The organism is Streptomyces sp. NPDC053427 (assembly GCF_044544985.1).
In the GTDB taxonomy this organism is placed as follows: Bacteria; Actinomycetota; Actinomycetes; order Streptomycetales; family Streptomycetaceae; genus Streptomyces.
Map to the genome: position 1 here is coordinate 150,631 of NZ_JBITYA010000008.1, position 24,870 is coordinate 175,500.

The following is a 24,870-nucleotide window of genomic DNA, read 5'->3' on the forward strand; positions in this document are numbered from 1 at the left end:
CGCGCGCACCGCCCTCGCAGGCCCGCCGCGCACTCGTCCGTTTTTCGGGGAAAGTGCAGGTCAGCACCGATTGTCAGTGGCATACCTCACGATGGGTTCATACGGTCCCGAATCGGCATTCGGTCCCGAACCGGCATGCGACGACAGGAGGTTCGTCATGGCAGCTCGTCCCACAGCGGGCAGCTCCGCTGCGTACGGTCCCCCGAGCGATGTCCACCCCGTCCTGCGGCGGACGGCAGCGCCACCCGCCGCCCTCGACCTGCTCGCCCAGGCCCGGCACGGCCTCGACGAAGCGGCGGCCCTCGAGACCCCCAACGAGCGGTTCGCCACGGCCCATCTGGCCGCCCTGCGCACCGCGGCCGCGGTCCTCGCCGTGCGCGGCCGCCCGGAGGCGACCCCGCGCCGCCGGCAGCGGATCCGCAGCGCCTGGGAGGTCTTGCCCGAGATCGCACCCGAACTGGCCGAGTGGAGCGCCCTGTTCGCCTCCGGCGCCGCCCGCCGGGCCAAGGCCGAGGCGGGCATAGCCGGGGCGGTCGGCCGCCGCGACGCCGACGATCTGCTGCGGGACGTGGGAATGTTCCTGCGCCTGGTGGAGCGGATGCTGCTGCTCCAGCCGCCCCTGCCGCCGCAGCGGGCGGGCGGCGAGGGGGCGGGCCGGGAGAGCGGAGCGCGACGCCGGGCGGGCTGAGGCGGGGCGGCGGGTCCCGCGGTCCGGTCGGCCGGGAGCCGCGCTGCCGGCGCCGCGCGCGCCGAGGGCGGCTCCGCAGACCGGGCACGGTGCGGGACGCAATAGGGTGGTGGGTGACTGGATGTTCATGCCCCCGCCGAGGAGCCACCCGCCGTGTCTGACCCGCTGCGCCCCCGCGCATCCCTTCGTACCGCCGTGGTCTGGGACGTCCTCAAGGACGCCCTGGAGCGCCGGGTCAAGGCCGCCGGGCGCGATGCCCTGGACGTCCTGGACACCGGCGGCGGTACCGGCAACTTCGCCGTACCGGTGGCCCTCCTCGGCCACCGCGTCACGGTCGTCGACCCCAGCCCCAACGCCCTCTTCGCCCTGGAGCGCCGGGCCGCGGAGGCGGGGGTCGAGGACCGGGTGCGCGCCGTCCAGGGCGACGCCCACGGCCTGTTCGACGTCGTCGAGCGCGGCGGCTACGACGCGGTGCTGTGCCACGGCGTCCTGGAGTACGTCGACGACCCGGCCGAGGGCGTCCGCAACGCCGTCGACGCGCTGCGCCCCGCCGGCACCCTCAGCCTGCTCGCCGCGGGCCTGGGCGGCGCCGTGCTGGCCCGCGCCCTGGCGGGCCACTTCACCGAGGCCCGGCATGCCCTGTCCGACCCCGCCGGGAGCTGGGGCGAGGGCGACCCGGTGCCCCGCCGGTTCACCGCCGACCAGCTCACCGACCTGGTCTCCGCCACGGGCCTCCAGGTCGGCGCGGTGCACGGCGTACGGGTCTTCGCCGACCTGGTCCCCGGCGTGCTGGTCGACACCGAGCCGGGCGCCATGGACGCCCTCCTCAAGCTGGAAGCGGCCGCCGCCGAGCAGCCGGCCTTCCACTCCGTGGCCACCCAGCTGCACGTCCTCGCCGAGCGCGACTGACCCCGCGCGCCCCACCCGAGCTGCACGATCACCGCGTGCAGTCGGCCACCGGCCACCCGATCGGCCCCATCTCCCCGTATGATCGGGGTACGACGTTCCGGCATGACGGAAGGGCGGGTGGGGAATGCAGGCAGCATCACACCGGTCGCCGTGGCGGCCCGGAGCAGTGAACTGGCGTTGAGGGGCGGGTTTCACGGGGACGAATCCCTGCCTATCCTGAAAGGGTCGCACCCCGGTCGCCCCCCGCGACCGACGAGTAGGAGGACTCCGTGCCGCTCTCGGAGCACGAGCAGCGCATGCTCGAGCAAATGGAGCGAGCGCTGTACGCCGAAGATCCCAAGTTCGCGACAGCGCTTGAGGGAAGCGGGCTGCGTACGTACACCCGGCGACGGGTCTACCAAGCGGTCGCGGGCTTCCTGGTGGGTATCGGCCTGCTCATGGCCGGAATGGTCGCGCAGCAGATCTGGATCAGCGTGGTGGGCTTCCTCGTGATGCTCGGCTGCGCGGTGCTTGCGGTCACCGGATGGCGTAAGGCCCCCAAAGCGGGTGACCGGCAGGCCTCCGGAGGAGCCGCGGGCGGCCCCGCGCGCCGTCAGCCCAGGCAGCGGCGCTCGATGATGAACCGCATCGAGGACCGCTGGCAGCGCCGCCGGGACGAACAGGGTCACTGAGGCCCCGCGGACCTCGTTCTCCGCTTCTCGCCGAACTTTGCGCGGCCGCCCGACACGATCGGGCGGCCGCGCCGCTGTGTGTACGCAGTGCCCGGATGCCCGGATGCCCGGATGCCCGGATGTCCGGATGCCCGCTAGGCCCGCTGCCGTCCCGGCCGCAGGGCCGCCGCCGCGCGCCGGGCCGCGGTGGCCGGACCGCCGGTCGTGCAGCGCAGGACGAGGTCGTTCCAGCGGACGGACCAGGCCCGGGTGAGGCGGACGGCCGAGCGCGGGGCGAGCAGGGCGCGCAGGCGCAGCGTGCGGCCGGCGGCGGTGCGCAGCCCGGCATGCACCCGCCGGACGTCCGTGGCGAGCCCGGTCGCCGGGCGTGGCTGCGGGGCGTACAGGGCCTGCTCCACCGCCGCGGCCACCCGGTGGGCGGCCTCGGCGGCGTCCGGCGGCAGTTCCCCGATGCGAACGATCCGGGCGGCCGCCTTGCGCGGGGTCAGCGAGTCGTCCGGCAGGATGCCGAAGTCCCAGCCGGTGTCCAACAGCTCCCGCCAGGCGGCGAGGGTGCCCGCCGCGCCGTCGCCGCCCGCCAGCCGCCGGGACCGCAGCCGTATGCGCCACAGCAGCGGGAGCGCGAGCAGCAGCAGGACGAGCGGGACGGCGAGGCCGAGGGCGAGGGCGGGCCAGGGGGACGAGCCGTCGTCCGAAGAGCCCTCGCCGGGCCGCGCGGGCACCGCCGCACATCCCCCACCGTCGCCCCGGAGCTTTTCACCGGGGGCGCAGCTCGGGGCCGTGGACGGGGCGTCCGGTGCGGTGGCGGACTGTGACGGCCGCTGCTTGGGGGCGGCGGGATCGTCGGGGACCGACCCTTCGCCGGGAAGGGTGTAGTCGGGGACGTTGCCGCGGCTGGGCGTCGGTTCGAAGCGGGTCCAGCCGATGCCCTGGAAGTACAGCTCGGGCCAGGCGTGCGCGTCCTTGAGGCTGACGGAGGTCGTGCCGTCGGACTGCGGGGTGCCCGGGGTGAAGCCGACCGCAACCCGGGCCGGGATACCCAGGGTGCGCGCCATCGCGGCCATCGAGAAGGAGAAGTGGACGCAGAAGCCCTCCTTCTGCTCCAGGAACCGCGCGATGGCCTCGCTGCCGCTGCCCGCACTGACCTGCGTGTTGTACGTGAAGCCGCCGGAGACCGAGAACCAGTCCTGGAGCTTGACGGCCTGGTCGTAGGGGGTGCGGGCGCCGCGCGTGACCGTGCGTGCGGTCCTGTGCACCACCGGGGGCAGCGAGTCCGGCACCTTGGTGTACTCGCGTAGCAGCCGCGCGGGCGGCCTCGGGGCCGCGGCCAGCTGCTTCGCGGTCGGCCGTACCTGCAGACTCTCGACCTGGTACTGCACGGCGCGGGTGGTCTGGCCCCGGTCGCCGACCAGGGTGCGGCCCTTGGGCTCGAAGCGCCATCGCCCGGAGATGTCCACCCGGGACGCGGGATAGGGGAGCGGCAGCCAGTTCTGGGCGTACCACTCGGCGGTCGAGACGGAGGTGTTGATGCTGGTGGTGGCCACCTGGCCGGAGAGGCCGGCCGGGCCCGGCAGCCGGTCGGGGACGTCCACGACCGTGCGCTCGGACGGCTTCCAGGCCGTGCCGTCGAACTGGTCCAGGGCCACGATCCGCAGATACATGTCGCGGGTGTCGGAGGCGGTCGTGCGGTAGTTGAGGACTTCCTTGTCCTCCGGCTGGTTGAGGCTGTTCTGCAGCGACACCAGTGGGTTCACCGCGGAGATCGTGCCCCCGCCGTCCCCGGGGCCGCTGCCGCCGCCGGACGCGCCGATCAGCCCGCCGCCCAGCGAGGGCAGCGCGGCGGGCACCACCAGCGCGATGCCCAGTGCCAGCGCGCCGATCCGGTGGCCCGTACGGACCGGGGCCGGCGAGGAGCCGCCCGGACCGGCGGCGAAACCGCCCGCCGGGCCCGTACCCGTCCCGCCGAACACCCTGCCCCACCGGGAGAGCCGGTCGCGGCCCTCGGCGAGCAGGAGCAGCAGATAGCCGGCCGCCGCCACCAGGAACCACAGCCAGCCCGCGCCGCCCTGGGACAGCCCGGCCGCCACCGAATACAGCGCGAGCAGCGGAAGCCCGGCGGGCGCGGCGCTGCGGTACGTGGCCGCCAGCGCGTCCACCACCAGGCCGACGCCCAGCACACCGGCGATCAGCAGCAGCCGGATGCCGGGGGTGACCGGGGCCGGGATGGCGTACCGGCCGACGTCCCGGACGCCGTCGTCCACCAGCCGGCCGAACTCGGTGAGGGCATCCGGGCCGGGCAGCACTCCGAGGACCGCCTGGCCGCGGGCGAAGAGCACGGTCAGCAGCAGTACGGCGACCAGCGCCTGCGCGCCGATGGTCAGCGGTCTGGCCAGCGGCACCCGCCGGGTCAGCGCCCCCACGCCGCTCACCAGCCCCAGCAGGACCGCGGCCTCCACCAGCCAGTCGAAGGGCTGCACCAGCGGCAGCAGTGCGCAGGCCGCGCACAGGGTCGCCACCGCCGCGCACAGCGCCAGCCGTCCCCGGCCGCTCATGCGCCCGCCTCCGTTCGCTCGGGGCCCGTCGTCCGCGTCGTCATGCCCGGCCTCCCGCCGTGGCGCCGCTCTGCGCGGGACGGTCCGGGCCCGCCCCGGCGTGGTCGGCGGCGCACCGCCACAGTGCGGGGAGTGTGGTGCCGGAGGTCACCGGCAGGGCCGTCCAGCCCGCCTTGCGCAGCATCAGCACCCGCTCGTCCACCGGCACCTGGCCGGCGGAGAACCTGATCCCGCCGGGCCCCGGCAGCCAGGAGTCCCCGTCCAGGACGAACGCGACCGCCGCGCCGCAGCGCTGCCGTATCCGTCCGGCGACCGCCGCCTGCTCGTCGTCCAGATCGCCGAAGAAGGCGACCATCAGCCCTTCGTTGCCGCCGCGCAGCGCGTCGTAGGCGGCCGAGAGTCCGGCATCCTCGGAGTGCTCCAGTACGGCGAGGGTGTCCAGCAGCAGCCCCGCGGCGTCCGCGGACTCGGTGCCGCCGGTGCCGTCCGGGCCGGGTACCGAGGCGCCGGTGTCGGTCAGCAGCCGCACCGAGACCCCCCGCTGAAGCAGGTGTACGGCCACCGAAGCGGCGGCCGTGACGGCCCACTCGAAGGCCGAGTCGGGCCCGGCCCCCTGGTGGGCCGTCGCCCGGGTGTCGAGCAGGACCGTGCAGCGCGCCTTCTGCGGCTGTTCCTCCCGGCGGACCATCAGTTCGCCGTAGCGGGCGGTGGAGCGCCAGTGGACCCGGCGCAGATCGTCGCCGTGGCGGTAGCCGCGCGGGATGACGTCGTCCTCACCGGCCAGCGCCGGCGAGCGGTGCCGCCCGTCGCCGTACCCGGGCGTCCCGCCCCCGAGGCGGACCGGCGGCAGGGGTTCGGTGCGCGGTACCACCGTCAAGGTGTCGGCGGTGCTGAAGGAACGGGTCAGCTCGCACATTCCGAACGGGTCCGACAGGCGCAGCTGCAGCGGCCCCAGCGGATAGCGTCCGCGCAGGTCGGAGCGGACGCGATAGGACACCTCGCGGCGGCCGCCGGCCTCCACCCGGTCCAGTACGAAGCGCGGCCGCGGCCCCAGGACGTAGGGCACCCGGTCCTGCAGCATCAGCACCCCGGTGGGCAGCCGGGAGACGTTCTCGATCACCAGCCGGACCCGGGACTCGGCGGCCGCGGGCACCCGGGCGGGGGAGAGCGTCCGGCTGCCCGCGACGCGGTAGCGGGTGCGGTGCAGCGCCAGCACGCACACCAGCGGCAGCGCCGCCAGCAGCAGCCCGACCCGCAGCAGATCCGCCTGCCCGAGGAGGAACGAGCACACCGCGGCGGCCATCCCGGCCGCCAGGAACGATCTGCCGCGCGTTGTCAGCCCCCCGAACGCCGTCCGCAGCCCGCCCCGCTCCGGCGTCCCTTCGTGCCCCGCCCGCGCGCTCCCCCCGCCGGACATCACAACCCCCGTTGCCCGGGCGGCTGCTGGCCGCGGCCCTGGCGCCACTGCGGCGCGGACGGGTCGGGGACCGGGGTGCGGTGCAGGATCTCCAGCACGATCTGCTCGGCCGTACGGCGGTTCAACTGGGCCTGCGCGGTGGGCAGCAGCCGGTGGGCGAGGACCGCCACCGCCAGCGACTGCACATCGTCCGGCAGCGCGTACTCCCGCCCCGCCAGCGCCGCCGCGGCCTTCGCGGCCCGCAGCAGATGGAGCGTGGCCCGCGGCGAGGCCCCCAGCCGCAGCTCGGCGTGGTTGCGGGTGGCCGCCACCAGGTCCACCGCATATCTGCGCACCGCTTCGGCGACATGGACCGTGCGCACCGTGTCGATCAGCTTCACGATCTCGTGGGCGTGCGTGACCGGCCGGAGGTCGTCCAGCGGGGAGGCGGCGCCGTGCACGTCCAGCATCTGCAGCTCGGCCGCGGGGCTGGGGTAGCCGATCGACACCCGCGCCATGAAGCGGTCCCGCTGTGCCTCGGGGAGGGGGTAGGTGCCCTCCATCTCCACCGGGTTCTGGGTCGCGACCACCATGAAGGGGCTGGGCAGCTCATGGGTCTGCCCGTCCATCGTGACCTGGCGCTCCTCCATGGACTCCAGCAGCGCCGACTGGGTCTTGGGGGAGGCGCGATTGATCTCGTCGCCGATCACGATCTGCGCGAAGATCGCGCCGGGCTTGAACTCGAAGTCCCGGCGCTGCTGGTCGAAGACGCTGACCCCGGTGATGTCCGAGGGCAGCAGATCGGGCGTGAACTGGATACGCCGTACCGAACAGTCGATGGAGCGGGCCAGCGCCTTGGCGAGCATCGTCTTGCCCACGCCCGGCACGTCCTCGATGAGCAGATGCCCCTCCGCCAGCAGCACCGTCAGCGCGAGCCGTACGACTTCCGGCTTGCCTTCGATCACACCCTCCACCGACCGGTGCACCCGCTCCACCGTCGTGGTCAGATCGCCAAGGCCCGCGCGTTCGTCGTACGTCGTCACTCGGCCCTCCCCGGCCCTTCCCCAAGCACTGTTCACCCACGCATTCTTGCCGTCCGCGCGGCTTCGCGTCTCGGCCTGTGGATAACTCGGGGGTGATTTGTCCGGACCGTCCGGGATCAGGGCTGGGGATCGATCTCCCGCAGGAGTCCCGTTGTCACGTCGAAGACAAATCCGCGGACGTCGTCGGTGTGCGGCAGGAAGGGCGAGGTGCGCACCCGCTGCATGGACTGGCGCACGTCGTCGTCGAGGTCCTTGAACGCCTCGACCGCCCAGGTGGGCCGCTGTCCGACCTCGGCCTCCAGCTCGTGGCGGAAGTCCTCGGTCAGGCTCAGCAGACCGCAGCCGGTGTGGTGGATGAGGACCACGGAGCGGGTGCCCAGCGCCCGCTGGCTGATGGTCAGGGAGCGGATGATGTCGTCGGTCACCACACCGCCCGCGTTGCGGATGGTGTGGCAGTCGCCGAGCTCCAGGCCCAGCGCGGCGTGCAGGTCGATCCGGGCGTCCATACAGGACACGACGGCGACCTTCAGGACGGGCCGGGCGTCCATGCCGGGGTCGGTGAACGCGGTGGCATAGCGCCGGTTCGCCTCGACGAGGCGGTCGGTGACGGTGTCGCCGGTACGGACGGCGCCGTCGGCGGACGGGGGCAGCGGCTGCGACGCAGGTATGGGCATGTCTTCACGGTAATCGTCAACGCCGGATCCGGCCCCGTGTGAGGCTGGGCATACGGGTCGAGATCACCCATTGTGAGGTAACCCACAGCGACCTCCGCCCCGCCACCGTTCGAGTGAGAGGCCGGTGCGAAAGCCGTCGCGGGACGCGCGGAACCGGTTGATTGACCGGGGCAGCCGGTGGACTAAAGTGGCGCGAAGTGGGAGGCGTGACGCTCTCCTTGGATCCCGAATCCCTCGCGTGCGACGCGTCGCACGTACGGCTCGGCCTCCTCCCGCTCCACCGGTCTTCCGACGCCACTTCCCCGTCGCCGGAGGGCCACTTCCCCTTCAGAGCGGGCGGGGACCAAGCGGTACGTACGGCGCCCCCCAGCCAACGGCCGGGGACCCACCTGCCGCCCACCCCATCGGAAGGCGCATGAGTAACACTCGGCACGTACCCGTCATGCTCCAGCGTTGTCTGGACATGCTCGCCCCTGCGCTCACCGAGCCCGGAGCGGTCGTGGTCGACTGCACGCTCGGCCTCGGCGGGCACAGCGAGGCGCTGCTCACCGCCTTCCCCGAAGCCCGGCTCATCGCCCTCGACCGCGACCCGGCGGCCCTGAAGCTCGCGGGTGAGCGGCTGGCCCCGTACGGCGAGCGCGCCACCCTGGTGCACGCCGTCTACGACGAGCTCCCCGAGGTCCTCGACCGGCTCGGGGTGCCGCACGTTCAGGGCGTGCTCTTCGACCTCGGCGTCTCCTCGATGCAACTGGACGAGGCCGACCGCGGCTTCGCCTACGCCCAGGACGCCCCGCTGGACATGCGGATGGACCAGACGACGGGCATCAGCGCCGCGGACGTCCTCAACACCTACGCACCCGGCGAACTCGTACGGATCCTGCGTGCCTACGGGGAGGAGAAGCAGGCCAAGCGGATCGTCTCGGCGATCGTGCGCGAGCGGGCCAAGGAGCCCTTCACCAACAGCGCGCGGCTGGTCGAACTGATCCGCGACGCGCTGCCGCAGGCCGCCAAGCGCACCGGCGGCAACCCCGCCAAGCGCACCTTCCAGGCCCTGCGCATCGAGGTCAACGGCGAACTCGCCAGCGTGGAGCGCGCCGTTCCGGCCGCCGTCGAGGCGCTGGCGGTCGGCGGCCGGATCGCCGTGCTCTCGTACCACTCGCTGGAGGACCGGCTGGTCAAGCAGGTGTTCGGGGCGGGAGCCGCCAACACCGCGCCGCCGGGACTTCCCGTGGTCCCCGAGCGCTACCAGCCCCGTCTGAAGCTGCTGACCCGCGGCGCCGAACTCCCCACGGAGGAGGAGATCGCCGAGAACCGCCGCGCGGCGCCCGCCCGGCTGCGCGGCGCCGAGCGCATCCGCGAGCGCGTCGAGGGCTCCCCGTGAAGGGCCGGGGCCGGCCGCGCGGGGGAGCGGGGCGGCTGGCCGCGCTCTTCCCCGCCGGCTCCGGCACGGCGGCGCGCACGCCCTTCGTCCTCCTGATCGTCCTGCTGCTCGGCTCCGGGCTGATCGCCCTGCTGCTGCTCAACTCCGCCCTGAACCAAGGGTCGTTCGAGCTGAGCAAGCTGGAGAAGAAGACCGACGACCTGACGGACGAGCAGCAGGCGCTGCAGCAGGAGGTGGACGCCTACTCCGCGCCGGGCGCGCTGGAGAAGCGGGCCCGGCGGCTGGGGATGGTGCCCGGCGGCAACCCGGCGTTCCTGATGCCGGACGGCACGGTCCGCGGCAGACCGAGCGTGGCGACGGGCGAGGACGACGGGGCGGCGCTCAGCACGACCGCCGAGCCGCCGCCGCTGGGCCCGTCCGTCTCCCCCGCGCCGTCCCGCCCCGGCGCCGCCAGGGCGGCGGGCCGGACCTCGGCCCGGCCGGGCGCACCGGCGGCACCGGCCCCCTCGAGCACCCCGGCCGCCCCCGCCCCGACGACCGGCGGCAGGTGAGGCGGCATGACCGAGCCCAGGGACCCCCGACGCCGCGTACCCCGCCCGGCCCGGCCCGGCGCCGGAGCGGGCCGCTCCGGCAGGCCCGTCCGCCCCGGCCGGCAGCGCCCGGCCGCCCGTAAGCCCCCGGCCGCCGAACGGACCGGCCCCAAGCCGCCCGCCAAGCCGTCCGCCCCCAGGCCCGCGGCCCGCCGCCCGGCGGCCCGCCCCGCCCCCGCCCCGCTCCGCCTCGGCAGCCCCCGCCCCCGGCTGCGCCTGATCTCCGTCGCGCTGACGCTGGTCCTGCTGGTCTTCGCCGTACGGCTCTTCCAGGTGCAGGCCCTCGACTCCGGGGCGTACGCCGCCAAGGCCAACGAGAACCGCTATGTCCCGGTCAAGCTCGCCGCCGAACGCGGCGCGATCACCGACCGGGACGGTGTGGCGCTGGCGACCACCGTGGACGCGTACGACATCACCGCCGACCCGAGCCTGCTGGCGCCCGACCGGACCGGGATCGACGACGCCCCGCAGCGGGCCGCCGGGCTGCTCGCGCCGATCCTCCACGAGGACCGCGCCACCCTCGCCCACAAGCTCGCCAAGCGCGGCACGCGCTACGTCCTGCTCTCCCGGCAGCAGACCCCGCAGGTCTGGAAGCGGATCAAGGACCTCCGCAGGACCCTCGACGCCGAGGCCGCCGCCGCCCCCAAGAGCGCGCCCCGCCCCGACGTCCTGGTCGGCGTCTTCGCCGACAAGCACAGCAAGCGGATCTACCCCAACAAGGACCTGGCCTCCGGGGTCCTCGGCTTCGTCAACGGCGAGGGCAAGGGCCGCGGCGGGATAGAGGCACAGCTCGAGGCGGCCCTCGCGGGCAAGGAGGGCAAGCTCGTCTACGCCCAGTCCGGCGGCCGCCGGGTACCCACCGGCGACAGTCAGGAGCACCCCGCCGTCCCCGGCAGCGACGTACAGCTGACCCTCGACCGGGACATCCAGTGGGCGGCGCAGCAGGCCATCACCAAGCAGGTCAGGAAGTCCCGGGCCGACCGCGGCTACGTCGTCGTCCAGGACACCCGGACCGGCGAGATCCTGGCGCTGGCCAATTCGCCCGGCTTCGACCCCAACGAGGTCTCCAAGGCCGACCCCGAGGCGCTGGGCAACGCCGCCCTCACCGATGCGTACGAGCCGGGCTCCACCAGCAAGCTGATGTCGATGGCCGCGATCCTGGAGGAAGGCGCCGCGACCCCGTCCACCAGGGTCACCGTGCCCAACCGGCTGCACCGCGGCGACCGGCTGTTCGCGGACGACGTCGACCACGAGACCTGGCATCTGACCCTCAACGGCGTACTCGCCAAGTCCAGCAACATCGGCACGATCCTGGCGGCCGGCCAGCTCGGCAGGACGCAGCCCGAGGCCAACCGGGTGCTCTACTCCTACCTGCGCAGATTCGGCATCGGGAAGCCGACCGGGCTCGGCTTCCCCGGGGAGACCGACGGCATCCTGGCCAAGCCGCAGGACTGGAACACCTCGCAGCAGTACACCATCCCGTTCGGCCAGGGGCTGTCCCTCAACGCCGTCCAGGCCGCGTCCGTCTACTCCACGATCGCCAACGGCGGCGAGCGCATCGCCCCGACGCTGGTCCGCGGCACCACCGGGCCCGACGGCCGCTACACACCCGCCCCCAAGCCCCAGCGCAACCGCGTGGTCGGCAAGGAGACCGCCGCGACGCTGGCCGCCATGCTCGAATCGGTGGTCGACGACAAGGAGGGCACCGGACCCAAGGCGAAGATCGACGGCTACCGGGTCGGCGGCAAGACCGGCACGTCCAACCGGGTGGACCCCGAAACCGGCCGCTACCACGGCTACACCGCCTCCTTCGCCGGTTTCGCCCCCGCCGACAAGCCCCGGATCACGGTCTACTGCGCCATCCAGAACCCCACCACGGGCAGCTACTTCGGCGGCCAGATCTGCGGCCCGATCTACCGGCAGGTCATGGAGTTCGCGCTGAAAACCCTCCAGGTTCCGCCGACCGGCACCAAGCCCCCGCACCTGCCGGTCACCTTCAAGCCAGGCGACTGAAATCGAGGCAATACCGCCGTGACGACCATCACTACCGACGGGACCCCCGACCCCGCAGACAGCGCATGCGCGCGGCCCTCACTTCGCCCCGGGACCGATCGGCCCGGTACGCTCACCGCCGTGTCACAAGCTGATCAGTCCCCGAAACCCCCGCACGCGGAGGAGGGCGGCCCCGGCAGATATCCGGGCGCGCCCCGCCCCGAGCAGGTCCGCCCCACCCCTCTGGCGGACCTCGCCGAACAGCTGGGCACCCCAGCTCCGGCCGGTGCGTCAGATATCCAGGTCACCGGCATCACGCATGACTCCCGGGCGGTCCGCCCCGGCGACGTCTACGCCGCGCTGCCCGGCGCCCGCCTGCACGGCGCCGACTTCGTCGCCCAGGCCGCCGACCTCGGCGCCGCCGCGATCCTGACCGACCCGTCGGGCGCCGCCCGCGCCCTCGAGACCGGCCTGCCGGTCCTGGCCGTCGAGAACCCGCGCGCACGGATGGGCGCCCTGGCCGTCTCGATCTACGGCGCCCCCGGTGCGGACCTCCTCCAGATCGGCATCACCGGCACGTCCGGCAAGACCACCACCGCCTACCTCATCGAGGGCGGGCTGCGGGCCGCGGCCGCCGGGAAGGCCGACGGCGGACCGACGGGCCTGATCGGCACCGTCGAGACCCGGATCGGCGACGAGCGCCTGAAGTCCGAGCGCACCACCCCCGAGGCCACCGACCTTCAGGCGCTGTTCGCGGTGATGCGCGAGCGCGGCGTGAAGGCGGTCGCCATGGAGGTCTCCAGCCACGCGCTGGTCCTCGGCCGGGTCGACGGCTGTGTCTTCGACGTCGCGATCTTCAACAACCTCAGCCCGGAGCACATGGAGTTCCACTCCGGCATGGAGGACTACTTCCAGGCCAAGGCCCAGCTGTTCACCAAGGCCCGCAGCCGCGCCGGCGTCGTCAACCTCGACGACGAGTACGGCAAGCGGCTGGCCCAGGGCGAGTCCGAGGTCCCGGTCACCACCTTCTCCGCGGAGGGCCACCCGGACGCGGACTGGCGCGCCTCCGACGTCGAGGTCGGCACCCTCGGCTCGACGTTCACCGTGCACGGCCCCCAGGGGCAGACGCTGCGCGCCGCCTCCCCGATCCCCGGCCCGTTCAACGTCGCCAACGCCCTCGCCGCGATCACCTCGCTGATCGTCGCCGGGATCGACCCGCAGACCGCCGCCGACGGCGTCGCCGCGGTCCCCGGTGTCCCCGGCCGCCTCGAGCGTGTCGACGCCGGCCAGCCGTACCTTGCGGTCGTCGACTACGCCCACAAGACGGACGCCGTCGAATCGGTTCTGCGTGCGCTGCGCAAGGTCACCGACGGCAAGGTGCACGCCGTCCTCGGCTGCGGCGGCGACCGCGACCCGCACAAGCGCGTCCCGATGGGCGCGGCGGTGGCCCGCCTCGCCGACACCGCCGTACTGACCTCCGACAACCCCCGCACCGAGGACCCGCTCGCGATCCTGGCCACCATGCTCCAGGGCGCCGCGGAGGTGCCGATCCACGAGCGCGGCACGGTCCTGGTCGAGGAGGAGCGGGCCGCCGCCATCGCCGCCGCGGTCGCCCGCGCCGAGCCCGGCGACACCGTCATCGTCGCGGGCAAGGGCCATGAGCAGGGCCAGGACATCGCCGGAGTGGTACGTCCCTTCGACGACCGTCAGGTGCTCCGCGAAGCCATCGAGGAATCGCTGAAGACACAGCAGTCACAGCAGCCGAACCACCAGGGATGACACACCGCCATGCGCGCACAACCCCTCTTCTGGTACCCACTGCCTCCGGCCGGGGGTGACCTGTGATCTCCCTGTCCCTCGCCGAGATCGCGAGCATCGTCGGCGGACAGATGCACGACATACCGGACGCCGACCGTACGGTCACCGGACCCGTCGTGATGGACTCCCGCCAGGTACGCCCCGGCGGTCTGTTCGTCGCGTTCGCCGGTGAACGCGTCGACGGCCACGACTTCGCCGCGGGCGCGGTGGAGGCGGGCGCGGTGGCCGTGCTGGCCGCCCGGCCCGTCGGCGCCCCGGCGATCGTCGTCGACGACGTGATCGCCGCCCTCGGCGCGCTCGCCCGCGCCGTCGTCGGGCGTCTGGGCACCAAGGTCGTCGCCCTCACCGGCTCGGCCGGCAAGACCAGCACCAAGGACCTGATCGCCCAACTGCTCCAGCGGCACGGGCCGACCGTGTGGCCGGAAGGCAACCTCAACAACGAGATCGGGCTGCCGCTGACCGCGCTGCGCGCCGACGCGACGACCCGTCATCTCGTCCTGGAGATGGGGGCCCGCGGCGTCGGCCACATCCGCTACCTCGCGGAGCTGACCCCGCCGGAGATCGGTGTGGTGCTCAACGTCGGCACCGCGCACATCGGCGAGTTCGGCGGCCGCGAGCAGATCGCCGTGGCCAAGGGCGAACTCGTCGAGGCGCTTCCCGCGCACGGCATCGCGGTGCTCAACGCCGACGATCCGTACGTCCGTGCCATGGCGGAACGTACAAAGGCCCGCACGGTCCTGTTCGGTGAGGCCGAAAGTGCCGACATCCGTGCCGAGAATGTCCGGCTCAGCGATCTCGGTCAGCCCGCTTTCACGCTTCACACACCCTCCGGGTGCAGTGATGTGACCATGCGGCTGTACGGTGAGCACCACGTGTCGAACGCGCTCGCCGCGGCCGCCGTCGCCCATGAGTTGGGCATGCCCGTGGACGAGATCGCCACCGCGCTCTCCGAAGCCGGCACGCTCTCCCGTTGGCGGATGGAGGTCAGCGAGCGCGCGGATGGCGTGACGGTCGTCAACGACGCCTACAACGCGAACCCCGAGTCCATGCGAGCGGCGCTGCGAGCGCTGGTCGCGATGGGCGCAGCCGCCAAGGCGAAGGGCGGTCGTACGTGGGCGGTGCTCGGTGAGATGGCCGAGCTCGGCGAGGACTCGCTCGCCGAACACGACGCGGTCGGACGCCTGGTCGTCCGGCTCAACGTCAGCAAGCTCGTGGCGGTCGGCGGCAGGGAAGCGGCCTGGCTCGACATGGGCGCCAAGAACGAGGGTTCGTGGGGTGAGGAGTCGGTGCACGTGTCCGACGCGCGGGCGGCGGTCGACCTGTTGCGCAGCGAGCTGCAACCGGGAGACGTGGTGCTGGTGAAGGCGTCCAGGTCGGTGGGACTGGAGCGGGTCGCCGCAGCATTGCTGGGCGGCGAGAGCGTCATCGGCGCTGAGGGCGGAGCCGCGTCCCGATGAACTCGATGAAGCAGATCCTCTTCTCCGGAATGATCGGGCTCTTCCTGACCCTGATCGGTACCCCGGTGCTGATCAAACTGCTGGCCAAGAAGGGGTACGGGCAGTTCATCCGCGATGACGGCCCGCGCGACCACCACAGCAAGCGCGGTACGCCCACCATGGGTGGTATCGCCTTCATCCTGGCCACGATCATCGCGTACGCGCTGACCAAGGTCATCACGAGCAGCGACCCCACCTTCTCCGGTGTGCTGGTGCTGTTCCTGATGGCCGGCATGGGCCTGGTCGGTTTCCTCGACGACTACATCAAGATCGTCAAGCAGCGTTCGCTGGGCCTGCGGGCCAAGGCGAAGATGGCCGGCCAGCTGATCGTCGGCATCGCCTTCGCGGTGCTCTCGCTGCAGTTCGCGGACCTGCGGGGACAGACCCCGGCCTCGGACCGGCTGTCCTTCACCCAGGACTTCGGCTGGCAGATCGGCCCGGTGATCTTCGTGATCTGGGCGCTGTTCATGATCCTGGCGATGTCCAACGGCGTGAACCTCACCGACGGCCTCGACGGCCTGGCCACCGGCGCCTCGGTGATGGTCTTCGGCGCGTACACCTTCATCGGCATCTGGCAGCACCAGGAGTCCTGCGCCAACCAGATCACCGCGGGACCCGGCTGTTACGAGGTACGCGACCCGCTCGACCTCGCGGTCGTGGCCTCCGCGCTGATGGGCGCCTGCTTCGGCTTCCTGTGGTGGAACACCTCGCCCGCCAAGATCTTCATGGGCGACACCGGCTCGCTGGCCCTGGGCGGCGCGCTGGCGGGTCTGGCGATCTGCTCCCGTACGGAACTGCTGCTGGCCCTCCTCGGCGGCCTCTTCGTCCTGATCACCATGTCCGTGGTCATCCAGGTCGGCTCCTTCAAGCTGACCGGCAAGCGGGTCTTCCGTATGGCGCCACTTCAGCACCACTTCGAGCTAAAGGGGTGGTCGGAAGTCCTTGTCGTGGTCAGGTTCTGGATCATTCAGGGCATGTGCGTGATCGTCGGACTCGGCATCTTCTACGGCGGCTGGCAGGCAGCGAAGTGACCACGCAGGGGCCGACCCGCATTCCCGCGGACTTCGCCGGGATGCACATCACCGTGGCCGGTCTCGGCGTGAGCGGCGTTCCCGCTGCCCGCGCCCTGGCCGGCCTCGGCGCCCGCGTCACCGTCGTCAACAGCAGCGACGGCGAACGCGAGCGCACCCAGGCCGCAGAGCTGGAGCCGCTGGGGGTCTCCGTCCGCCTCGGCGACGGCGACACCCTCCCCGAGGGCACGGAGCTGGTCGTCACCACCCCGGGCTGGAAGCCTTCCAGCCCGCTCTTCCTCGCGGCCGAGAAGGCCGGGGTCGAGGTCTGGGGCGACGTCGAACTGGCCTGGCGGCTGCGCGGCCCCGACGCCGCACCGTGGCTGGCGGTCACCGGCACCAACGGCAAGACGACCACGGTCCGGATGCTGGCGTCCATCCTGGAGGCCGAAGGGCTGCGCACCGCCGCCGTCGGCAACATCGGCGTTCCGCTCGTCGACGTCGTGCTCGGCGAAGGACAGCAGGGCGGCGAGGGCTACGACGTCCTCGCCGTCGAGCTCTCCAGCTACCAGCTGCACTGGGCGCCCTCCGTACGCGCCCACTCCGCGGCCGTCCTCAACCTCGCTCCGGACCACCTCGACTGGCACGGCTCGATGGCGGCGTACGCGGCCGACAAGGGCCGCATCTACGAGGGCAACACCATCGCCTGCGTCTACAACGTCGCCGACCCCGCGACCGAGGAACTGGTACGCGCGGCCGACGTCGAGGAGGGCTGCCGGGCCATCGGCTTCACCCTCGGCACCCCCGGACCGTCCCAGCTGGGCGTGGTCGAGGGCCTCCTCGTCGACCGGGCCTTCGTCGAGAACCGGCAGACCGCCCAGGAGCTGGCGGAGATCTCCGACCTCGCCTCCCCCGCGCCGCACAACGTCGCCAACGCGCTCGCCGCTGCGGCGCTGGCGCGGGCCTTCGGGGTGCGGCCGGCCGCCGTACGCGACGGACTGCGGGCCTTCCATCCGGAACCGCACCGCATCCAGCACATCGCGGACGTCGACGGCATCGCCTACATCGACGACTCCAAGGCCACCAACACCCACGCCGCCGAGGCGTCGTTGGCGGCGTACGAGCACATCGTCTGGATCGCCGGCGGGCTCGCCAAGGGCGCGACCTTCGACGAGCTGGCGCAGAAGTCGGCCGCGCGGCTGCGCGGGGTGGTGCTGATCGGTGCCGACCGGGCGCTGATTCGGGAGGCCCTGGCGCGACACGCCCCGGATGTCCCGGTCGTCGACCTCGACCGGACCGACACTGGGGCGATGTCCGAGGCCGTACGTGAAGCCACCCGGCTGGGCAGGCCCGGCGACACCGTTCTGCTGGCCCCGGCCTGCGCCTCGATGGACATGTTCGTCAATTACACCAAGCGGGGCGAGGCCTTCGCCGAAGCGGTCCGTGAGCTGACCGCCGAGGACAACTAGCCGGTCCCCGCCGCCGTCGGCGACCCGCGGCGAGCGCACCTGTGGAGGGGACGAGGATGACGGCCCGATCGGCCAAGGCGGCGCCGGCCCGCCCGGCCCGCCGTACTTCCACGGTGCGATCGCCGCGCGGCAGCCGCGGCCCCGGCGGTCCCCGGCGCCTCGCCACCCGGCTCAAGCGGGCCTGGGACCGGCCGCTGACCGCGTACTACCTCATCCTCGGCGGCAGCCTGCTGATCATCGTCCTCGGTCTGGTGATGGTCTACTCGGCCTCCCAGATCAAGGCCCTGCAGTCCGGTCTCGCCCCGTCCTTCTTCTTCCGCAAACAGTTGCTCGCGGCGGCCATCGGCGGGGTGCTGCTGCTGGCCGCGTCCAGGATGACCGTGAAGCTGCACCGCGCGATGGCCTATCCGCTGCTCGCGGGCTCGGTGTTCCTGATGTGCCTGGTGCAGATTCCGGGCATAGGGGTCGCGGTCAACGGCAATCAGAACTGGCTCAACCTCGGCGGCCCTTTCCAGATGCAACCGAGCGAGTTCGGCAAACTCGCCCTCGTTCTGTGGGGTGCCGATCTGCTGGCCCGTAAGCAGGAGAAGAAGCTGCTGGTGCAGTGGAAGCATCTGCTGGTGCCGCTGACCCCGGTCGCCTTTCTGCTGCTCGGGCTGATCATGCTCGGCGGCGACATGGGCACCGCGATCATTCTCACGGCGATCCTCTTCGGGCTGCTGTGGCTGGCCGGCGCCCCCACCAGGCTGTTCGCGGGGGTGCTCGGCGCCGCCGCGGCGATCGGGGCGCTGCTGATCGCCACCAGCGCCAACCGGATGTCCCGGCTGGGCTGTACCCTCGCCACCGATCCCGGCCCCGGCGACAAGTGCTGGCAGGCCGTGCACGGTATCTACGCCCTCGCGTCCGGCGGATTCTTCGGATCCGGCCTCGGCGCGAGTATGGAAAAATGGGGTGAACTCCCCGAACCGCACACCGACTTCATCTTCGCCATCACCGGGGAGGAACTGGGTCTGGCGGGGACGCTGTCGGTGCTCGCCCTCTTCGCGGCTCTAGGCTATGCGGGTATCCGCGTGGCCGGACGCACGGAGGACTCCTTCGTCAGGTACGCAGCGGGAGGTGTGACCACCTGGATCATGGCCCAAGCCATGATCAACATCGGTGCGGTGCTCGGCCTGTTGCCGATCGCCGGTGTCCCGCTCCCGCTGTTCTCCTACGGAGGCTCCGCCCTGCTGCCGACGATGTTCGCCATCGGGCTGCTGATCGCCTTCGCGCGTGAGGAGCCCGCTGCGCGGGCGGCGCTGGCCGCACTGGCCACGCGGAAGACGGTTTTCGGCAGAAGACCGGCTGCGGTGAGATGGAAGACGATGAGACGGCGCGTGAAGAAGCGGCCGTCCGGAGAGCGGTGAATTTCGGTGCATGTCGTACTCGCCGGTGGGGGGACCGCCGGCCACATCGAGCCCGCGCTCGCCCTCGCGGACGCCCTGCGCAGGCAGGACCCGACCGTGGGGATCACGGCACTCGGCACGGAGAAGGGCCTGGAGACCAGGCTCGTCCCGGAGCGCGGCTACGAACTCGGCCTGATTCCGGCCGTACCGCTGCCGCGCAAGCCCACCCCCGAACTGATCACCGTCCCCGGGCGGCTGCGCGGCACGATCAAGGCCGCCGAGCAGATCCTGGAGCGCACCAAGGCGGACTGCGTCGTCGGCTTCGGCGGCTATGTCGCGCTGCCCGGCTACCTGGCCGCCAAGCGGCTCGGGGTGCCGATCATCGTCCACGAGGCCAACGCCCGGCCCGGTCTCGCCAACAAGATCGGCTCGCGGTACGCCAAGTTCGTCGCCGTCAGCACCCCGGACAGCAAGCTGCGCGGCGCCCGTTATGTCGGGATCCCGCTGCGTCGCACCATCGCCACCCTGGACCGCGCCGCGGTCCGCCCCGAGGCGCGCGCGGCCTTCGGGCTCGACCCGAACCTGCCGACGCTCCTGGTGTCCGGCGGTTCGCAGGGCGCCCGCCGGCTGAACGAGGTCATCCAGGCCGCCGTGCCGGTTCTGCAGCGCGCCGGGATCCAGGTCCTGCACGCGGTCGGCCCGAAGAACGAACTGCCGCACGTGGACAACATGCCCGGGATGCCGCCGTATGTCCCGGTACCGTACGTGGACCGGATGGATCTTGCGTACGCCGCGGCCGACATGATGCTCTGCCGCGCGGGCGCGATGACCGTCGCCGAACTGTCCGCCGTCGGGCTCCCGGCCGCCTTCGTCCCGCTGCCCATCGGCAACGGCGAACAGCGGCTGAACGCCCAGCCGCTGGTCAACGCCGGCGGGGGCCTGCTGGTCGACGACGCCCAGCTGACCCCGGAGTGGGTGCAGTCCACCGTGCTCCCGGTCCTGTCCGATCCGCACCGGCTGTACGAGATGTCCCGCGCGGCCTCCGAGTTCGGCCGCCGCGACGCCGACGAACTGCTGGTCGGCATGGTGTACGAGGCGATCGCGCAGCAGCAGAAATAGCGAACGAGCAAAGGCAGGGGAGCGTGGCCGGACCCAGAACCGCCCAGCGCGGCAGGAAGCGGCCGTCCGGCCCGCCCTCCGCCCCTCCCGCGCGCCGCTTCCCGCGACTGCGCGTTTCCCTGCGGACCCCGCGCCGCCGCCGGCTGACCCTCGTGCTGGTCCTTGCGGCGGTGCTCGGCGGCTCCGGCGCCTGGGTCCTGTACGGCTCGGACTGGTTCCGCATCCGGCATGTGAAGGCCGTCGGCACCAAGGTTCTGACGCGGGATGAGGTGGTGGCCGCGGCCGACGCCCCGATGAACGCACCTCTCGTTTCGGTGGATCCCGACGCGATGGCCCGCCGGATCCGGGCGCGGCTGCCGCGCATCAAGACCGTTGAGGTGGTGCGATCCTGGCCGGACACCATCGGTCTGAAAGTGTCGGAAAGGACGCCGGAACTGGTGATGCGATCGGGCGGAAAGTACACCGAAGTGGACGGCGAGGGCGTCCGTTTCGCCACCGTCCGTACCGCTCCGCGGGGCATTCCGCTTCTGGAAATGACCGTTTCCGACTCCCCGAGTCTTTCCCGTTTCGGAATCGGTCGTTTGCGGCGCGCCGCCGCCGACGTCACCGGACAGCTCCCCGGGGCGGTCCGCAAGGATCTGAGGAAGGTCCGCGTCACTTCGTACGACTCCCTCACCCTGGAACTCGCGGGTGGCCGTACGGTCGTATGGGGAAGCCCCGAACGGGGCGCGGAGAAGGCCAGGGTGCTCACCGCCCTGCTGAAAGCCGCGGGTGAGGCGCACCACTTCGACCTGTCGGTGCCCAGCGCCCCTGCAGTATCGGGGAGTTGACGTACGTAGCCGCAGGCCAGCACCCTGGATGGCTACGACTATGGGTGATCACATAGGGTGAAAAGAAAAACGGGAGGTTCGGCGTGTTCGTTGAACGCGCGCGCCTTGTCGACTTAGTGTCTCGTTCCAAAGGGACTATGGAACCAAGGAACACAGGCACAGGTAACCCTAAACTTCAGGCTTAGGGTTCGGGTCGGCATACGGACCGCCCCATCGGCATCAGTCGGCGTCCACACGGCATGTGAGGCGGCGACACGTAACTCGAGGCGAGAGGCCTTCGACGTGGCAGCACCGCAGAACTACCTCGCAGTCATCAAGGTCGTCGGAATCGGCGGCGGTGGCGTGAACGCCATCAACCGGATGATCGAGGTCGGGCTCAAGGGCGTCGAGTTCATCGCGATCAACACCGATGCACAGGCGCTGCTGATGAGCGACGCCGACGTCAAGCTCGACGTGGGCCGCGAAATGACGCGCGGACTCGGCGCGGGCGCCAACCCGGATGTGGGTCGCAAGGCGGCCGAGGACCACCGCGAGGAGATCGAGGAGGTCCTCAAGGGGGCCGACATGGTCTTCGTGACCGCGGGTGAGGGCGGCGGGACCGGCACCGGCGGCGCACCCGTCGTCGCCAACATCGCCCGCTCGCTGGGCGCCCTGACGATCGGTGTGGTCACCCGGCCGTTCACCTTCGAGGGCCGCCGCCGCGCCAACCAGGCCGAGGACGGCATCGCACAGCTCCGCGAAGAGGTCGACACCCTCATCGTGATCCCCAACGACCGGCTGCTGTCCATCTCGGACCGCCAGGTGAGCGTGCTCGATGCGTTCAAGTCCGCGGACCAGGTGCTGCTGTCGGGTGTCCAGGGCATCACCGACCTCATCACCACCCCCGGCCTGATCAACCTCGACTTCGCCGACGTCAAGTCCGTGATGTCGGAGGCCGGCTCGGCCCTGATGGGCATCGGCTCGGCGCGCGGCGACGACCGCGCGGTGGCCGCCGCCGAGATGGCGATCTCCTCGCCGCTCCTGGAGGCGTCCATCGACGGCGCCCGCGGCGTGCTGCTGTCCATCTCCGGCGGCTCGGACCTCGGTCTCTTCGAGATCAACGAGGCCGCGCAGCTGGTCAGCGAGGCGGCACACCCGGAGGCCAACATCATCTTCGGTGCGGTCATCGACGACGCACTGGGTGACGAGGTCCGGGTGACGGTCATTGCCGCGGGTTTTGACGGGGGGCAGCCGCCGGCCCGCCGCGACTCGGCGGCGAGCGGGCTGACGTCCGCCAAGCGCGAGGAGCCCGCGCCGGCCCCGAGCCGTCCGGTCACTCCGCCGGAGCCGCGGACGTCGTCCTTCGGGGGCCTCGGCTCGGTGCCCGTACGTGACGAGGAGCCGGCCCCGGCCGAGTCCTCCGCGCTGGGCGAGGTCTCGACGCCCTCGACCGGCGCACCGCAGGTTCCCCCGGCCCGGCCGTCCTACACGGACAGCGCGGCCGAGGAGCTCGACGTTCCCGACTTTCTGAAGTGACCAAAGCACCGAAGTGATAGGGCAACAGCACCACGAGAGCGGCGCGCACTTCGCCTTCACCGACAGGTGGGGCGGGGTGAGCGCCGCTCCGTACGATCAGCTCAATCTGGGCGGCGCGGTCGGCGACGACCCGTTGGCGGTTCGCACGAACCGAGAGCTCGCCGCCAAGGAACTCGGCCTCGATCCGGGCGCGGTGGTCTGGATGAACCAGGTCCACGGCCGGGACGTCGCGGTGGTCGACGGACCATGGCGGACCGACAAAATTCCGTGCGTCGACGCGGTGGTGACCGCTCATCGGGGCCTCGCGCTCGCCGTACTGACCGCGGACTGCACTCCCGTACTGCTCGCCGACCCGGTGGCCCAGGTCGCCGGGGCCGCGCACGCCGGCCGGCCGGGCCTGGTCGCCGGGGTCGTGCCGGCCGCCGTCGAAGCGATGGTGAAGCTGGGCGCCGAGCCGGCGCGGATCGTCGCGCATACCGGGCCCGTGGTCTGCGGGCGCTGCTACGAAGTGCCCGAGGCGATGCGCGCCGAGGTCGCCGAGGCGGTGCCCGAGGCGTGGTCGACGACCAGCTGGGGCACCCCCGCGGTGGATGTCACCGCAGGTGTACGGGCCCAACTCGGCGCGGCGGGGGTGCCGGTCGGTGAGGATCCCCACATCTGCACGCTCGAATCCGCGGACCATTTCTCCTATCGGCGGGACCGCACCACGGGGCGGCTCGCGAGTTATGTCTGGCTCGGGGACGCTTCCCCAGCCGCCGCTGGGGGGACCCCCACCCGGCCGAGGGCCGGGGAGGCCGAGCAGTGACGGACGTCCGTAGAAACCAACTGGCCGACAACCTGGCGCGGGTGGAGAACCGTATCGCCACCGCCTGCGCCGCGGCCGGCCGGCCGCGTGACGAGGTGACCCTGATCGTGGTCACCAAGACCTATCCCGCGAGCGACGTCCGGTTGCTCGCGGAGCTGGGGGTGCGGCATGTCGCGGAAAACCGCGATCAGGATGCGGCACCGAAGGCCGCCGAATGTGCCGATTTGCCTCTTAATTGGCACTTCGTCGGTCAATTGCAGACGAACAAAGTACGGTCCGTCGCCCGGTATGCCGGAGTCGTTCAGTCGGTCGACCGGGCCAGGCTCGTCACCGCACTCTCCGGTGAGGCGGTGCGCGCCGAGCGTGAGCTGGGCTGCCTGATCCAGGTGGCGCTCGACGCCGAGTCGGGGGAGCGGGGGAGTCGGGGCGGGATCGCGCCGGACGGTGTTCCGGCTCTCGCCGATGCGGTCGCCGAAGCCCAAAATCTGCGGCTGGACGGTGTGATGACCGTCGCGCCGTTGAGCGGACCGTATGCCGGGCGGCAACTCGCCGCATTCGAACGACTCATGGAAATCTCAACCGACCTGCGCGCCAACCATCCTGCTGCCAACATGGTGTCAGCAGGTATGAGCGCGGACCTCGAAGACGCCGTGACGGCCGGGGCGACACATGTGCGCGTCGGCACTGCGGTGCTCGGAGTCCGACCACGGCTCGGGTAACGTCGCCAAGCAAGTCGGACCACAGCACAAAATATGGTCATTCCCGCAAAAAGCGGGAGGCTGCGTGGATCCAAGGCGCCCGGTGACGGAGCCGATCCACCACAGAGCGGAGGACGCAGAGAATGGCCGGCGCGATGCGCAAGATGGCGGTCTACCTCGGCCTCGTGGAGGACGATGGGTACGACGGCCGGGGCTTTGACCCCGACGACGAGTTCGAGCCCGAGCTTGACCCGGAGCCGGAGCGAGGGCGGCGCCAGCAGCACCAAGTGCAGGCGGAAACACGCCCGGAACGGGAAGAACCGGTTCGAGTTGTGACACCTCCGGCGCAGCGCGAGCCCGCCCCGCTCGCCACGGAAAGCGGACGACCCGCCCGAATCGCCCCCGTGGCATCCATCACACCCGACCGTCCGAATCTGGAGAAGAACGCACCGGTGATCATGCCCAAGGTTGTGTCCGAGCGGGAGCCGTACCGCATCACGACGCTGCACCCCCGGACCTACAACGAAGCCCGTACCATCGGGGAACACTTCCGTGAGGGCACTCCGGTGATCATGAATCTCACGGAGATGGACGACACCGACGCGAAGCGACTTGTCGACTTTGCGGCCGGTCTCGTCTTCGGTCTGCATGGCAGCATTGAGCGGGTGACGCAGAAGGTGTTCCTGTTGTCGCCTGCTAACGTCGATGTCACGGCGGAGGACAAGGCCCGAATCGCAGAGGGCGGGTTCTTCAACCAGAGCTGAGACGCAACACCGGGCAACACCGAGGCCGGCAAGGCCGAAACGGGATCAAGGGGAGAGGGACGCGC

At 72.0% G+C, this 24,870-nt stretch carries 21 protein-coding genes; 17 read left to right on the top strand and 4 right to left on the bottom strand.

Annotated elements, in window-relative coordinates:
- The first annotated feature begins 157 nt into the window (after positions 1-157).
- From ACIGWZ_RS23140 to ACIGWZ_RS23150, 3 genes are all read left to right on the top strand, one after another.
- The gene (locus ACIGWZ_RS23140) at positions 158-688 is read left to right on the top strand and encodes an SAV_6107 family HEPN domain-containing protein (RefSeq protein WP_400067521.1); all 531 of its coding nucleotides are present in this window, start codon (positions 158-160) and stop codon (positions 686-688) included.
- Between the two features lie 153 nt (positions 689-841).
- The gene (locus ACIGWZ_RS23145; protein ID WP_400067523.1) at positions 842-1,597 is read left to right on the top strand and encodes a class I SAM-dependent methyltransferase; all 756 of its coding nucleotides are present in this window, start codon (positions 842-844) and stop codon (positions 1,595-1,597) included.
- A 269-nt stretch (positions 1,598-1,866) separates the two neighbouring features.
- The gene (locus tag ACIGWZ_RS23150; protein ID WP_400067525.1) at positions 1,867-2,268 is read left to right on the top strand and encodes a DUF3040 domain-containing protein; all 402 of its coding nucleotides are present in this window, start codon (positions 1,867-1,869) and stop codon (positions 2,266-2,268) included.
- A gap of 134 nt (positions 2,269-2,402) precedes the next feature.
- Here ACIGWZ_RS23150 and ACIGWZ_RS23155 read toward each other — a convergent pair whose 3' ends face one another.
- The 4 genes from ACIGWZ_RS23155 to ACIGWZ_RS23170 all read right to left on the bottom strand — a co-directional run bounded on the left by ACIGWZ_RS23155 (position 2,403) and on the right by ACIGWZ_RS23170 (position 7,933).
- Positions 2,403-4,820: a transglutaminaseTgpA domain-containing protein gene (locus tag ACIGWZ_RS23155; RefSeq protein WP_400067527.1), complete on the bottom strand. Its 2,418-nt coding sequence runs from the start codon at positions 4,818-4,820 to the stop codon at positions 2,403-2,405.
- 40 nt (positions 4,821-4,860) lie between these two features.
- Positions 4,861-6,237, bottom strand: a complete 1,377-nt coding sequence (locus ACIGWZ_RS23160; protein ID WP_400067529.1) for a DUF58 domain-containing protein — start codon at positions 6,235-6,237, stop codon at positions 4,861-4,863.
- On the bottom strand, positions 6,237-7,259 hold the full coding sequence (locus ACIGWZ_RS23165) for an AAA family ATPase (protein ID WP_400067531.1): 1,023 nt from the start codon (positions 7,257-7,259) through the stop codon (positions 6,237-6,239). The genes ACIGWZ_RS23160 and ACIGWZ_RS23165 overlap by 1 nt, the downstream gene beginning before the upstream one ends.
- A gap of 116 nt (positions 7,260-7,375) precedes the next feature.
- The gene (locus ACIGWZ_RS23170) at positions 7,376-7,933 is read right to left on the bottom strand and encodes a beta-class carbonic anhydrase (protein WP_400067533.1); all 558 of its coding nucleotides are present in this window, start codon (positions 7,931-7,933) and stop codon (positions 7,376-7,378) included.
- Between the two features lie 415 nt (positions 7,934-8,348).
- Here ACIGWZ_RS23170 and rsmH point away from each other — a divergent pair, with 415 nt between their 5' ends.
- The 14 genes from rsmH to ACIGWZ_RS23240 all read left to right on the top strand — a co-directional run bounded on the left by rsmH (position 8,349) and on the right by ACIGWZ_RS23240 (position 24,805).
- The gene (gene rsmH, locus ACIGWZ_RS23175; protein ID WP_400067535.1) at positions 8,349-9,314 is read left to right on the top strand and encodes a 16S rRNA (cytosine(1402)-N(4))-methyltransferase RsmH; all 966 of its coding nucleotides are present in this window, start codon (positions 8,349-8,351) and stop codon (positions 9,312-9,314) included.
- Positions 9,311-9,865, top strand: coding sequence for a septum formation initiator family protein (locus ACIGWZ_RS23180; protein ID WP_400067537.1), 555 nt, complete (start codon positions 9,311-9,313; stop codon positions 9,863-9,865). The genes rsmH and ACIGWZ_RS23180 overlap by 4 nt, the downstream gene beginning before the upstream one ends.
- Before the next feature lie 6 nt (positions 9,866-9,871).
- Positions 9,872-11,917: a peptidoglycan D,D-transpeptidase FtsI family protein gene (locus tag ACIGWZ_RS23185; RefSeq protein ID WP_400067539.1), complete on the top strand. Its 2,046-nt coding sequence runs from the start codon at positions 9,872-9,874 to the stop codon at positions 11,915-11,917.
- 18 nt (positions 11,918-11,935) lie between these two features.
- Positions 11,936-13,675 carry a UDP-N-acetylmuramoyl-L-alanyl-D-glutamate--2,6-diaminopimelate ligase gene (locus ACIGWZ_RS23190; RefSeq protein WP_400067541.1) on the top strand — a complete coding sequence of 580 codons (1,740 nt, stop codon included), beginning with the start codon at positions 11,936-11,938 and terminating at the stop codon, positions 13,673-13,675.
- Positions 13,676-13,737: 62 nt separating this feature from the next.
- Entirely contained in the window at positions 13,738-15,171 is a 1,434-nt protein-coding gene (murF, locus tag ACIGWZ_RS23195) for a UDP-N-acetylmuramoyl-tripeptide--D-alanyl-D-alanine ligase (RefSeq protein ID WP_400067543.1), read from the top strand.
- A gap of 5 nt (positions 15,172-15,176) precedes the next feature.
- Positions 15,177-16,241 carry a phospho-N-acetylmuramoyl-pentapeptide-transferase gene (gene mraY / locus ACIGWZ_RS23200; protein ID WP_128512364.1) on the top strand — a complete coding sequence of 355 codons (1,065 nt, stop codon included), beginning with the start codon at positions 15,177-15,179 and terminating at the stop codon, positions 16,239-16,241.
- Positions 16,242-16,282: 41 nt separating this feature from the next.
- Positions 16,283-17,689: a UDP-N-acetylmuramoyl-L-alanine--D-glutamate ligase gene (murD, locus tag ACIGWZ_RS23205; protein ID WP_400068038.1), complete on the top strand. Its 1,407-nt coding sequence runs from the start codon at positions 16,283-16,285 to the stop codon at positions 17,687-17,689.
- A gap of 56 nt (positions 17,690-17,745) precedes the next feature.
- Complete coding sequence (gene ftsW / locus ACIGWZ_RS23210) at positions 17,746-19,095, top strand: putative lipid II flippase FtsW (protein WP_400067545.1); 1,350 nt, start codon at positions 17,746-17,748, stop codon at positions 19,093-19,095.
- Between the two features lie 6 nt (positions 19,096-19,101).
- Positions 19,102-20,193 (top strand): undecaprenyldiphospho-muramoylpentapeptide beta-N-acetylglucosaminyltransferase, encoded by a 1,092-nt coding sequence (gene murG / locus ACIGWZ_RS23215; RefSeq protein ID WP_400067547.1) that lies wholly within the window; start codon positions 19,102-19,104, stop codon positions 20,191-20,193.
- Positions 20,194-20,216: 23 nt separating this feature from the next.
- Positions 20,217-21,023 (top strand): cell division protein FtsQ/DivIB, encoded by an 807-nt coding sequence (locus tag ACIGWZ_RS23220; RefSeq protein ID WP_400067549.1) that lies wholly within the window; start codon positions 20,217-20,219, stop codon positions 21,021-21,023.
- A gap of 282 nt (positions 21,024-21,305) precedes the next feature.
- Positions 21,306-22,538 (top strand): cell division protein FtsZ, encoded by a 1,233-nt coding sequence (gene ftsZ / locus ACIGWZ_RS23225; RefSeq protein WP_400067551.1) that lies wholly within the window; start codon positions 21,306-21,308, stop codon positions 22,536-22,538.
- A 13-nt stretch (positions 22,539-22,551) separates the two neighbouring features.
- Positions 22,552-23,343, top strand: a complete 792-nt coding sequence (pgeF, locus tag ACIGWZ_RS23230) for a peptidoglycan editing factor PgeF (protein WP_400067552.1) — start codon at positions 22,552-22,554, stop codon at positions 23,341-23,343.
- Positions 23,340-24,062 (top strand): YggS family pyridoxal phosphate-dependent enzyme, encoded by a 723-nt coding sequence (locus ACIGWZ_RS23235; protein WP_400067554.1) that lies wholly within the window; start codon positions 23,340-23,342, stop codon positions 24,060-24,062. The genes pgeF and ACIGWZ_RS23235 overlap by 4 nt, the downstream gene beginning before the upstream one ends.
- A gap of 122 nt (positions 24,063-24,184) precedes the next feature.
- Positions 24,185-24,805 (top strand): cell division protein SepF, encoded by a 621-nt coding sequence (locus ACIGWZ_RS23240; protein ID WP_400067556.1) that lies wholly within the window; start codon positions 24,185-24,187, stop codon positions 24,803-24,805.
- Positions 24,806-24,870: the final 65 nt, after the last annotated feature.